Source organism: Clostridium nigeriense, from assembly GCF_050585245.1.
Classification (GTDB): domain Bacteria; phylum Bacillota; class Clostridia; order Clostridiales; family Clostridiaceae; genus Clostridium; species Clostridium nigeriense_A.
The window spans coordinates 1-13346 of record NZ_JBNOOF010000004.1 but is presented as its reverse complement, the minus strand read 5'-3'; the positions used below and the strand labels follow the sequence as shown (position 1 = coordinate 13346).

At 27.6% G+C, this 13346-nt stretch carries 11 protein-coding genes and 1 pseudogene; 7 read left to right on the top strand and 5 right to left on the bottom strand.

The features are described from left to right. Nucleotides 1-19 precede the first annotated feature (19 nt). From ACQPUY_RS07815 to ACQPUY_RS07800, 4 genes are read left to right on the top strand one after another with little or no spacing between them, the layout of a single operon-like run. Nucleotides 20-1078 (top strand): methionine ABC transporter ATP-binding protein, encoded by a 1059-nt coding sequence (locus tag ACQPUY_RS07815; protein ID WP_430840588.1) that lies wholly within the window; start codon nt 20-22, stop codon nt 1076-1078. Then, nucleotides 1047-1727 carry a methionine ABC transporter permease gene (locus tag ACQPUY_RS07810; protein ID WP_430840587.1) on the top strand — a complete coding sequence of 227 codons (681 nt, stop codon included), beginning with the start codon at nt 1047-1049 and terminating at the stop codon, nt 1725-1727. The genes ACQPUY_RS07815 and ACQPUY_RS07810 overlap by 32 nt, the downstream gene beginning before the upstream one ends. A gap of 37 nt (nt 1728-1764) precedes the next feature. Continuing rightward, a complete protein-coding gene (locus tag ACQPUY_RS07805) occupies nt 1765-2586 on the top strand; it encodes a MetQ/NlpA family ABC transporter substrate-binding protein (RefSeq protein WP_430840586.1) in 822 nt (273 codons plus the stop codon). 25 nt (nt 2587-2611) lie between these two features. Then, nucleotides 2612-3781, top strand: a complete 1170-nt coding sequence (locus ACQPUY_RS07800; protein ID WP_430840585.1) for a M20 metallopeptidase family protein — start codon at nt 2612-2614, stop codon at nt 3779-3781. 54 nt (nt 3782-3835) lie between these two features. On the opposite strand, the gene ACQPUY_RS07795 is transcribed toward ACQPUY_RS07800, so the two are convergent. After that, nucleotides 3836-4894 carry a hypothetical protein gene (locus tag ACQPUY_RS07795; protein ID WP_430840584.1) on the bottom strand — a complete coding sequence of 353 codons (1059 nt, stop codon included), beginning with the start codon at nt 4892-4894 and terminating at the stop codon, nt 3836-3838. A gap of 1 nt (nt 4895) precedes the next feature. Beyond that, entirely contained in the window at nt 4896-5402 is a 507-nt protein-coding gene (locus ACQPUY_RS07790; protein ID WP_430840583.1) for a hypothetical protein, read from the bottom strand. 832 nt (nt 5403-6234) lie between these two features. Here ACQPUY_RS07790 and ACQPUY_RS07785 point away from each other — a divergent pair. Next, nucleotides 6235-9186: an exo-beta-N-acetylmuramidase NamZ domain-containing protein gene (locus ACQPUY_RS07785; protein ID WP_430840582.1), complete on the top strand. Its 2952-nt coding sequence runs from the start codon at nt 6235-6237 to the stop codon at nt 9184-9186. A gap of 68 nt (nt 9187-9254) precedes the next feature. After that, nucleotides 9255-10244: a choloylglycine hydrolase gene (gene bsh / locus ACQPUY_RS07780; protein ID WP_430840581.1), complete on the top strand. Its 990-nt coding sequence runs from the start codon at nt 9255-9257 to the stop codon at nt 10242-10244. A gap of 187 nt (nt 10245-10431) precedes the next feature. Here bsh and ACQPUY_RS07775 read toward each other — a convergent pair whose 3' ends face one another. Both ACQPUY_RS07775 and ACQPUY_RS07770 read right to left on the bottom strand, forming a co-directional pair. Continuing rightward, nucleotides 10432-11334, bottom strand: a complete 903-nt coding sequence (locus ACQPUY_RS07775; RefSeq protein ID WP_430840580.1) for a hypothetical protein — start codon at nt 11332-11334, stop codon at nt 10432-10434. A gap of 537 nt (nt 11335-11871) precedes the next feature. After that, nucleotides 11872-12522: a lysozyme inhibitor LprI family protein gene (locus ACQPUY_RS07770; RefSeq protein ID WP_430840579.1), complete on the bottom strand. Its 651-nt coding sequence runs from the start codon at nt 12520-12522 to the stop codon at nt 11872-11874. 110 nt (nt 12523-12632) lie between these two features. Here ACQPUY_RS07770 and ACQPUY_RS07765 point away from each other — a divergent pair. Further along, nucleotides 12633-12725, top strand: a pseudogene (locus ACQPUY_RS07765) (IS200/IS605 family transposase); the annotation flags it as partial. On the opposite strand, the gene ACQPUY_RS07760 reads toward ACQPUY_RS07765, so the two are convergent. Beyond that, a complete protein-coding gene (locus ACQPUY_RS07760) occupies nt 12721-13209 on the bottom strand; it encodes a hypothetical protein (protein ID WP_430840578.1) in 489 nt (162 codons plus the stop codon). The pseudogene ACQPUY_RS07765 and the gene ACQPUY_RS07760 sit on opposite strands and share 5 nt — an antisense overlap. Between the last annotated feature and the right edge of the window lie 137 nt (nt 13210-13346).

Below are 13346 nucleotides of genomic sequence, written 5' to 3'. Positions count from 1 at the left end.
TAACAGGGGAGGGGAAAATATGATTGAATTAAAAAATTTAAACAAAATTTATAGTACGAAAGTTGGAGAAGTAGAAGCATTAAAGGATGTAACATTAAACATTAAAAAAGGTGAGATATACGGAATTATAGGTTTTAGTGGAGCAGGAAAGTCCACATTAGTTAGATGTATAAATTTTTTAGAAAAGCCAACTAGTGGCGAGGTAGTTATAGATGGAAGAGAACTTGGAAGCTTATCAAATAAAGAACTTAGAGAAGAAAGAAAAAAGATAGGCATGATATTTCAGCATTTTAACCTTATGAAATCTAGAACTGTATTTGAAAATATAGCGTATCCTCTCAAGGGAAATGGATATTCAAAAGAAGAGATAAATAGTAAGGTTAATGATTTATTAAAACTTGTTGAACTAGAAGATAAGGCTAATGTTTATCCTTCTCAGTTAAGTGGGGGACAAAAACAAAGAGTTGGAATTGCAAGAGCTTTAGCTAATGATCCAAAAGTTTTACTTTGTGATGAAGCAACTAGTGCATTAGATCCACAAACAACAAAATCAATATTAAGGCTATTGAAAGAAGTAAATAAAAAGTTTGGAATAACAATAGTAATAATTACTCACGAAATGCAAGTAGTAAAAGAAATTTGTACAAGAGCTGCTGTAATGGAAAATGGAAAAGTTGTTGAAGAAGGAAATATATTTAAAATTTTCTCAGAACCTAGAGAAAAGATCACAAAGAGCTTTATAGATAGTACATCTTCTTTAACTAATATTTATGACTTGATTAAAGATGAATCGTCAGTTGTAGATATAAAAGAAAATGAAAAGATATTAAAACTAAAATATCTAGAAAATAGTACAAGCGAGCCAATAATTTCAATAGTATCTAGAGAGTTTAATGTAGATACAAGCATTATTTTTGGAAATGTAGAAATAATTCAAGAAGCGCCTATTGGTGGACTAATAGTAATAATAAGAGGAGAAGAAGAACAAATTCATAAGGTTATAGATTATCTTAAAGAAAATAAGGTAGAAGTTGAGGTGATTAAAGATGGAAAGCTTAGTACAAAAATTACTGCCTAATGCAATAACAAAGCTACCAGAAATTTATAAGGCTACTGGAGAAACATTACTTATGATTTTAGTAGCAGGAGTAATTTCTTTTGTTATAGGACTTATTTTAGGAGTAATCTTAGTTGTAACAGGAAAAGGAAATATACTAGAAAATAAACCAGTATATTATGTTTTAGAAAAAATAATAAATATAACAAGATCAATTCCATTTATTATATTAATGGCAGCAGTAATTCCATTAACAAGGGCTATAATGGGAACTGCTATTGGAACAAAGGGATCTTATGTACCTTTAGTTTTTGGTACTATACCATTTTTTGCAAGACAGATAGAAAGTGCTTTATCTGAAATTGATAGGGGAGTAATAGAAGCAGCACAGGCAATGGGATCATCACCTTTTGAAATAATTTTTAGAGTTTATTTAAAAGAAAGCATTCCAAACATAGTAAGAGCAACCACTATAACTTTTATAAGTTTAGTAGGATTAACAGCTATGGCAGGATCAATAGGTGGAGGGGGACTTGGTGATTTAGCTATAAGATACGGGTATCAAAGATATCAAGTAGATATAACCTTCGTAACTGTAATAATACTACTTATATTTGTAAATATAATTCAAGGGGCAGGAAATTTAATAATAAAAAGAACAACACATTAAAAAGCAATAAGAAATAAATAAAAAGGAGATTTTAAATATGAAAGCTAAAAAATTATTAAATATTGTATTATCAGGAGTATTACTTTTATCATTAGCAGGCTGTGGGGCAGGAGAATCAAGTAAAGATAATAATATTATTAAAGTTGGAGTAGTTGGTGATAATAGTGACCAATGGCAACCTGTAATAAAAAATCTTGCAGAAGAAGGTATAACTTTAGAGCTTGTTACTTTTTCAGATTATAGTCAGCCTAATCAAGCATTAGCAGATGGAGAAATAGATTTAAATTCTTTCCAACATAAGGCATATTTAAATCAAGATATTAAAGATAGGGGATTTGATTTATCTGTTATAGGAGAGACAATAATAGCTCCACTTGGAATATATTCAAATAAAATAACATCTTTAGACGAATTAAAAGATGGTGATTCTATTGCAATACCAAGTGATGCAACTAATGGGGGAAGAGCACTTAAGGTCTTAGAAGCAGCTGGAGTTATAAAGGTAGATGAGGCAGCAGGATATACACCAACTTTAAGTGATATAGTTGAAAACCCTAAGAATATAGAATTTGTAGAAGTGGAAGCTTCACAAACTCCAAGATTATTAGAGGATGTAGCTGCAGCATTAATAAATGGTGGACATGCAGTTGATGCAGGACTTAATCCAAGTGAAGATGCTATTTATTTAGAAAAAGCTGATGAAGGTAGTGATAACCCATATATAAATGTAATTGTAGCAAGAACAGAAGATAAAGATAATGAAACTTATAAAAAAGTTGTAGATGAATTTAGATCTGATGAAGTTGCACAAGTTATAGAAGAGGTATATAAGGGTGCATATATACCAACTTGGAAGTAGGCATTAGAATTAAGGGGGCTTTAAAATGAGTATAAAAGAATATGTATTAAAAGAAAAAGATTATATTACTTCTCTAAGAAGAGAATTTCATAAACATCCAGAAGTTAGCTTAAAGGAATATAAAACAGCACAAAGAATCGAAGAAGAATTAGATAAATTAAATATTCCACATAAAAGAGTTGGTGAAACAGGAGTTTTAGGAATAATAAAAGGAAAAAATTCATCAAATAAGGTTATAGCTATAAGGGCAGATATAGATGCTCTTAAGGTTCCAGATGATAAAGATGTAGATTACAAATCACAAAATGAAGGATTTCACCATGCTTGTGGTCATGATGCACATACAGCTAGTCTTCTTGGCACTGCAAAAATACTAAAAGAAAGAGAAGAAGAATTAAATGGAGAAGTAAGATTATTCTTCCAACAAGCAGAAGAAATCGGACAAGGAGCCAAGATATTTATTAAAGAAGGAGCACTAGATGGAGTAGAAGAAATACTTGGAGCTCATGTATCTTCACATATAGATGTTGGTAAGGTATCAGTGACAAGTGGACCTATATCAGCTTCCTGTGATTATTTTAAGATAATAGTTAAGGGAAAAGGTGGACATGTATCTGTCCCACATCTATCAATAGATGCTTTATATATTGCAAGTCAAATAGTAGTTAATTTACAATCAATAGTAAGTAGACAAACAGACCCTGTTGATACAGTAGTAGTAGGCGTTGGTTTAATTAGTGGGGGAACTATTTACAATGCAGTAGCAGAAGAAGTTGTATTAGAAGGAACAACAAGAACTTTTACATTTGAATCAAGAGAAAAAACTAATAAAAATGTAGAAAAAATAGCAAAATCCATTGGGGAAGCATATGGGGCAGAAGTTACAGTAGAATTTAAAGATTATGCCTCACCACTTATAAATGATGAAAAAGTCAGTGAAGAAGTAGCAGCTATTGCTAATAATATAATTGGTGAAGAAAATGTAATAACCAATGCTCCAAAGAGATTAGGAGCAGATGACTTTGCAGAGTTCTTAATAGAAGTTCCAGGCACATATATTCATGTAGGAACTAAGAATTTATGTAATTCAAATACTTGGGCAGAGCATCATAATCATTTATTTGATATAGATGAAGATGGATTATTAATAACAACCAATATAGAAGTAGACTATGTATTAAATAAGTTAAAATAAATTATAAAGCACATAAATTCATATTTTATGATGAATTTATGTGCTTTTAAATATTTAACCTTGATTATATGTATTCCTATATAATTTAATATTTTTTATATCATTATAGAGTTCTTCGTACTCTAAAAGCTCTTTTGAACCTCTTTTTAGCCCTATTTTAGTTGGGCCTACAAAAAGATATAATCCTTCATTTTTAATAATATAGAAATCAATAGTATTAAAGAATACATCTAATCCTCTTACAGAAAATAATAAGGTAGTATCATGGCTTTGTTTACCATTTGCAAGATAATATATGTTAACTCTATCGGATTTTTCTTCTATTCCAAATTTGCCTTCCCACTTGCCTGGTAAAGCTAATGAAAATCCTAAAGTAAAATTTTCATAGATATAATGTAAATTATCTCCAGAAGTAAAATTGGTAGAATTTTGCTTTGTTAAATCAGAAGTAAGTATTAGATCATATCTTTTAAAATTATACTTTCCAATAAAAAAGCTAGTAACAAAAGTTAAAATAATCATAAGTACAAATGAAATATAAATTTTTTTCTTCAATTTTTTTAATCTAGCAAACTCTTCAAAGACCATTAAAGATGGATTTTTCTCTTTTATTAAAGATATAAATTCTTCAAGGGATACTGGTAGTACAGTTGTTGGAATAAAAATAGAATTATGTCCACTTCCTATAGATAAAACTAAACCATTATTTAAAAGAATAATATCTTTAATGTTACTTAAATGAATCTTAATAGTACTAAATTCATTTTCTCTTATTAAGTAATCATCATCTATAGTAAAGAAAAAAGTACTTTCCAAATCACAATATATAGCATTATTCTTTAAAACTTTATTTTTTTTATTCTTAACAATTTTAAAAATTAATAAAAATAATAAATAATAAAATAAAATTACTATGATTGTAATTACGATAATATAATGGAAAATATCATAAGTTTTACTTAATACAATGGTGGAAAAGTAAAATAAAATTAGTATAACAATTGGATAAATAGTTTTTTTATAAATTCTAACACCTGGTAAAGTTTTAGTTAAAAAGCTTAAATATTCTTTAAAGGCTACAATGTTTTCAGTTGGTTTAAATTCAAAATTCATACTATTTCAACTCCTTTACCTTTGTATATTTTTTCAAATCATTTATTATTTCATCTTTAGGAGCATCAAAGAATTTAAAGTAAAAGAAATTACTTAGAAAACCAGCAACATTAAAGGTGAATGATAAATTATCACTATCTACAATAACATGTCTAACAGCACTCCAGTTAATATGTTTCTCTATATTATCTTGAAGAATTAATACTCCTTTATCATCAAAGGAAAGGATAATTTCATAGTTAGATGTGCTATTTAATACTCTTTTTCTTTCTTGTTTGTAAGATATAAGGAATAATAATATTTCTAACATCAATAATACTATAATTACAATTGGAAAAGATGAGGGTTTATCTTCAGAAAATATATTAAAAAATAAGGATATTAATAAAAATAATAGGATAGTAATTATACCAATAAGAATTATATTACTTTTTAAAAAATTTTTATTATGACATTTTTTGTAAGCTATTTTAAATTCATCATTATTAACAAAGTTATATTTATACATTGTTTTCTCCCTACTAATATAAATTTAAATATTTATATTATTCAAAGTTATAAAATACAAATATTTATTAATTTGGTAATAATATATTAGCATATTTTACAAGTATCTTCTAATAAATTTTGGATATTCTAGTTTTAATATGTGCTTCTTAATATTTTCAAAATTTGATAAAAAATTTTATATATCTTTGTTAATATATAAATAAGAATTGGATTAAGACTAAGGATATTTAAGACATAAGGAGGAATTTATGAAGAATAAAGGAGCAGGACTTTTAATCAAGTGAGGCTTAGAAAAACTTATCTAAGTGAGTGACAGTCTTTAATCATACCTAAAGAGGATAGAAGTGTTACGGATGGTAGCCAGAGGATAAAATAATTATTTGAAGATTATTTATAAATATAACTAAAGGGATGTCCAATTGGGCATCCTTAAAATTTGGAAAAAATTTAAGAATGCGTAATTGAAATAAAATAAAATAAAAATTACAATAAATTGAAATGAAATTTCTAATATGGTATAATGACAATAATTGTAAACGTAATTGGGATTAACTTGTTACTAATATAAATATATTTGTATATATAATATTTAAAAATGAAGGGGGGAAATATATAGAGTAGAAATTCTACTGATAAAAATAACTATCTTTGATTAAAGATAAAAATAGCTATATTTAAGATAAAATGGTTGGGGAGTTTTATCATGTCCATAATACTATGATGCACTAAAGTTTATATTATACTTTATGATTATTTAACCTTTTAAATTAAAAAATTATTATATCTCTTATAAAGATATTGAGAGATGGTTATAAAATGGGGGTAATTTGATGAATTTAAAGTTAAAAAGAAAAATTGGAATAATTACATGTGGATTTTTAATTTCTTCAGTATTATTTCAGGCTAAAGATATAAAAACTGTAAATGCAAGTAGTAATAAACAAGTTAAATTGGGTATAGATAATTTAGATGATAATTTAGCTATATTTGATGGAAAAAAAGTTGGATTAATAACTAATCCATCTGGTATGGATAGTAATTTTAAAAGTTCAATAGATGTATTATATGAAAAAACTAATCTAACAACATTATTTGCAGCTGAACATGGAATTAGAGGCAATGCACAAGCAGGAGATAATGTAGGAAATGAAGTTGATGAAGTTACTGGACTTCCAGTTCATAGTTTATATGGTTCTACTAAAAAACCAACAGCAGAAATGCTTGAAGATGTTGATATACTAGCTTATGATATGCAAGATGTAGGAGCGAGATTTTACACATATATAAATACATTAGCATATGCCATGGAAGCATGTGCTGAAAATGATAAAACCTTTGTTGTATTTGATAGACCTAATCCAGTTGGGGGAGAGGTTCAGGGAAATTTATTAGATTTAAATTATAGTTCATTTGTAGGGATGTATCCTATAGTTCAAAGATATGGAATGACAGTAGGGGAATATGCAAAGTTTATAAATGAGGAGTTTGATATAAATTGTAATTTAGAGGTAGTAGAGATGGAAGGTTGGACTCGTGACATGTATTATGATGAAACAGGCTTAGATACATGGGTAATGCCTTCACCAAACATGCCTACATTAACAACTTCAATAGTTTATACTGGTACTTGTGTTTTTGAAGGAACGAATGTATCAGAAGGAAGAGGAACCACAAGACCATTTGAATTAATAGGTGCTCCTTGGATTGAACCTATGTCTCTTAGTAATGCATTAAATTCTTTAGAATTACCAGGTGTTAAATTTAGAGCAGCATCATTTACTCCAACATTTTCAAAATACTCAGCAGCAGATACTGCAAATTATCCAACAGGAAAAAATCAAGTTTGTGGTGGAGTACAAGTATATGTAACTGATAGAGATAGCTTTAATGCTGTTAAAACAGGTTATGCTATGTTATATACGATTAGAGATATGTATCCAGATAAATTCCAATATTTAAGTACTAATTTCATAGATAAGCTTACAGGTAATAGTTATGTAAGAGAAGGAAAATACACATTAGAAGAATTATTTGAAATAGTAGATAAGGAATCTAATGAATTTAAGGCTAAAACAGAAAAGTATTATATTTATGAAGATTCAAATAATAACGAAGAAAATATTAATAGTATTAAACTTGGTATAGATAATATAGAAGAAAATTTAGATATATTTAAAGATAAGAGAGTTGGACTAATAACTAATCCATCTGGTATGGATAGTAATTTTAAAAGCTCTATAGATGTATTATATGAAAAGACTAATTTAACAACATTATTTGCAGCAGAACATGGTATTAGAGGATATGCACAAGCAGGAGATACCGTTGGAAGTGAAATAGATAATATTACTGGACTTCCAGTTTATAGCTTATATGGATCAACAAAGAAGCCAACAGCAGAAATGCTTGAAGATGTTGATATACTAGCTTATGATATGCAAGATGTGGGTGCGAGATTTTACACATATATAAATACACTAGCTTATGCAATGGAAGCATGTGCTGAAAATAATAAAACATTTGTTGTATTTGATAGACCTAATCCAGTATCTAGTGAAGTGCAAGGTAATTTACTTGATACTGAGTATAGTTCATTTGTTGGAATGTATCCTATAGTTCAAAGATATGGATTGACTGTTGGTGAATACGCTCAATATATTAATGATAAGTTTGATATTAATTGTGACTTAAAAGTAGTGAAGATGAGTGGATGGTCACAAGATATGTATTATGATGAGACTGGTTTAGATACATGGGTAATGCCTTCACCAAATATGCCAACTTTAGATACAGCAATAGTATATACAGGAACTTGTATCTTTGAAGGGACAAATGTATCTGAAGGAAGAGGAACAACAAGACCATTTGAACTAATAGGGGCTCCATGGATTAATGCTATAGATTTAGCTAATGAATTAAATTCACTAAACTTATCAGGAGTAAAATTTAGAGCAGCTTCATTTACACCACAATTTTCAAAGTATTCAGCCTCAGATACTGCAAATTATCCAACAGGAAAAAATCAAGTATGTGGTGGAGTTCAAGTATATGTAACTGATAGAGATAGCTTTAATGCTGTTAAGACAGGCTATGCTATGTTATATACAATTAGAGATGTGTATCCAGATAAGTTCCAATATTTAAGTACTAATTTTATAGATAAATTAACAGGAAATAGTTATGTAAGAGAAGGAAAGTACACACTAGAAGAATTATTTGAAATAGTAGATAATGAATCTACTGAATTTCAATCTCATATAGAAGAATACAGAATATACTTATCAGCATTAACTATCAATAGTGTTCCAATTATAACAGCAAATGATAAAACAATAAAACTAAATGAGAACTTTGATCCATTAAAAGATGTAACAGCTTATGATGAGGAAGATGGCGATTTGACATCATCTATAGAGATTATAGAAAATACTGTAGATAATAGTAAAATTGGGGAATATGTGGTTAACTATAGTGTATCTGACAGTAATGGTGCTATTAGTACTAAAAAGATAAGTGTTACAGTAATAGAAGAAGATAAAGATGACAATAATAATGGTGAAGATGATAATACAACTAAACCAGAAGAATCACCTAAGGCTGAGGATAGTATAAATAAACCAGATGATAATAATGATAAAACAAATAATAATTCAGATAAGTTACCTCAAACAGGTAGTGTTATGAATAATTCATTATTATTAGTAGTGCTATCTTTATTTATGATATGTATTGGAAAATTAGTATTAGAAAAGAAATCTAAGAAAGTTGTAGATAAAAAATAAAACTATAATATAATTTTACAAATGATAGGTATATATTAAAAATGATTTATATGAAAGGATGAAAATATATGTGTACAGCTTTAACATTAAAAACTAAGGATGGATATCATTTATTTGGAAGAAATATGGATATAGAGTTTTCTTTTAATCAATCAGTTACTTTAGTACCAAGAAATTTTAGTTATGTAAACAGAGCAACTGATAAAAAAGAGAAAACTAAATATGCAATGATAGGCATGGGAACTATAATAGATAATCATCCATGCTATGCAGAAGCAATGAATGAAAAAGGCTTGGCTTGTGCGGGATTAAACTTCCCTAAATATTCGCATTGGCATGAGGAAACTATGGAAGGAAAAATAAATATTCCGCCATATGATTTAATTCTTTGGATAGTAGGAAGGTTTGAAAGCATAGCAGAGCTTAGAAAAGAACTAGAAAATATACATTTAGTAGGTAAGCCAATAAATGAAAATACACCATTGCCAACACTTCATTGGATAGTATCAGATTCAAAGGGAGATTGTATAGTTATAGAAAATACAATTGAAGGATTAAAAATATTTGAAAATAAGGTAGGAGTTTTAACTAATGCACCAACCTTTGATTGGCATATTACAAATTTAGTTCAATATATGAAAGTTTCTCCTACCCAGCCATCTGAAACAATTTGGGGAGAGGAAAAAATAAATCCATTAGGTCAAGGAGCAGGTGGAAGGGAACTTCCAGGAGACTTTTCATCTACATCAAGATTTGTAAAAGCAGCCTTTTTAAGAAGTAACGCAGTTTTAGGTGATGATGAGTTATCTGGAATTATTGAATTTTTCCATATACTAAGTGGAGTGGCAATGATAAGAGGAGCGGTAGTTACCCCTCAAAATCTCAATGATATAACACAATATACATCATGTATGTGCCAAGAAAAAGGAATATATTATTACAACACATACAATAATAATCAAATAAATGCAATTGATATGAATAAAGAAGACTTAGATGGAAAAGAAATAAAAATATTTGAATATAGAGATAAACAGGTAATAAATTATGAAAATTAAATAAAAGTTTATCCAATATAGAGCTGTATCAGATTGAATTTATTAGTTTAATCTGATACAGCTCCTTTTTTTATACACTAAAGATACTTTTAGCGAAATAACGTAACATTTATAAAAGATAAGATGTATTTGAAGTATAATTTTTTATATAAGTTAGTATTCACTAGATTTTTCTAGAGTCATGAAATTATTCACCATTAAGAACTCTCTTCAGAGCTGCATCTATAGTATCAGTATCATCTGGATATTTTATATATAATGCTGTTGACTCTGCAATAGCAGCCGAATATGGGGTTTGTACTGATTGTTTAACTTTAGGATCGTCAATAGAATCAATATAATCTTGTTGACGTTGTTTAGCTTCTTTTATTATCATATAGTATTCTTCTTCAGTTAAGCCTTGTTTTACGTCTTGTTGAGAGCTTTGTTGTGTATTTTCTTTTACTGAACTTTGAAGACTGTCTAAGCTAAACTTATTACTAAAATCCTTTCCATTTATAGTTAAGATAACCTCTAATTCACCATTAGTTGAGTCGGCTATAGGTACTTCGGCTACGTAATGAATTGTTCTTGTTTCTAGTGGGTTTATTGAAGCAGATTTTTCTAAATCAGATCCATCAGCACTCTCTACAAGAGAAAAACAAGAATACTCATTATTTTTGATTTTTATTTTTGTAGCTATTATATCGTCAGCAAGTTTAGATTCATTACCCAAACTATATACATCAAGAATTACATCTATATAAATATTATCAGCGTTTTCCACATCATAGTAGGAAGAGCTTTCAGTAATAACTGAAGGTTTGATTTCTGGGGTAATATTAATGTCTTTTAAATAATATTCACAAATTCCAGGTACTTTATTTGTTCCTCCTGCAATAATAAATAATTCAGGAGGGGTAGTATCTTGATTTTCGTTATTCTCTTCTTTTACATTAGAGGTAGTGTCTTGATTTTCATTATTATCTTCTTTTTTTATAGAACTTTGAGTTTCATTATTAGATTTAGAAATAATATCTTTTTTTCCACATGAGATAAGTGACAAAGATAATAATAATAATAATAATTTTAAAGTTAGATTTTTATTCATTATACATAGTACATCTCCTTTTTAAAATAATATATTAGGGGTGTTAAAAAGATACTCCTAGATTTATTTTAATACAATATTAAAATAAATCTACTAGAACTAGTAAACCTGGGATTAAATATAAATTTTATAAAATAAAGTAATAGGGATTTTATTCATTTGAACCTTAGTTATCATTATTGATTGTGAGTAGAAAAGTTTTTGAATTTTTGAATTAAAAAAAGAGCTGTATCAAAATAACTTTTGATACTAGCCGATAAAAAGGGAGAATTCGAATTCGAATCCTCCCTTTTGCACATAATATTGTTATGAAAACATTAAATGCAAAAACAATATTATACATATTCATCAATTAGGATTCCAAATTAATTTGGAAATTATTATACCAAAAGATGCTAAACCTCCTTTTTAAATACATTATTTTTAGCATTATTTTTTTAAACATAGCGTAAGTTAAATATCTCAATAAAAGACGATTATTTTTACTAAGTATTGTTTAAATTGTATATAAGTTATTATTATGAATCATATAATATGCTATTTCATATATTGATTAACTAGTTCATAACATCTTTCTTTTGTACTACCTATTTGACTATCTATAGACATATACGGTGCTATTGATCCTCCTTTATATTTGTCGGCTGCTTCTTTACTTTTTAATTCTTTAGTATTAATCCACTCAATTTCTTCTGCTCTTAATTTATCCATGTCTTCTTGCGAAAGCTGTTGCTCTAATACAGAATAAATTTCATTTAAAATATCATCCCATTGTTTATACTCATCACTAGCTGCTTCAGTAATATCTAAAGTTGTAGGACCAGCATATCTTTCATCACGAGTTTCATCTAAATTATCAGCTAATGTATTTAATTTATTTAGATACATTTGTTTTTGAGATACTGTATCTTGTGAAGATTCAGTATTACTTTCATTTGATGATGAATTTATACTTTGATCTTTATTTGAATCATCATTTGATGAATTAGTTCCAATTTCTGTTTTATTTTCAGAAGATACGTCATTTTCATTATTTATTTTATCAGAACCATTTTCTGTATTTGATTGTGAATTTTCTATTTTTGATTCAGTGTTAGTTTCATTTCCAGTTACTTTATTACTACATCCAACAAAAAATAATGAACAGATACCTAGAGTACATACAATACTTTTAACAAATTTACTCATACTATTCACCTTTCTTTTTGTCATAATATTCTTATAAATAAATTATAACATATTTTAAATACTGTATTATCATCATCATATTTTCTTAATTAGTTTGTAATATTTTGTATGGAAAAATATTAAGAACTATATGTATAAGAAGTGGGGTAGAAATAATCGAAGCGAATGCTTGTCTGGATCACATACATATGGTAGTTATTATTTTTTCATAAGAAGTTCTTCTTTATAATTCATATCATTATATAGTTTTCTTAACTCCTCAATAACTTCAGTATCTGAATATTCATATACTGAAAAAATTGAATCTTTATCGCTATATTTATAGATATAAATTTGCTTATTAGAAATTCCTATTGAATATATATAGCTCTTTTCTTTTTCAACATTATCTATTAATGAAATTTGAAAGTCAGGATCTTTTTCTTCCTGAGTACTTGATACACAATTTATTGTTTTTAAGTATTCACTTATGATTTTTATATCAATTTCATCAGTAACCATTTTACTCCTACCTATCTCTTTTTCATCACTAGTAATAGTTAGATTTGAAAATTCAATTCTTTTAGTTGAATCTATTGGAATATCATTAAGTGGATTTAATATCTTCTTGTTTTCAGATTTTACACAGCCAATTAATAAGATTAAAAAGGAAAAAATTATAAACGCAAAAATATATCTTTTTTTCAAAACATCACCCCTAAGATTTGATAAGAAATAGCTTATAATAAGATTTCTTTCTATTAACATTATGAGTTGGCTTGATTACGATGTTGAGGTTAAAAAAATAGCATATATATAATCATTTACAAGTGATTTAAACTTGA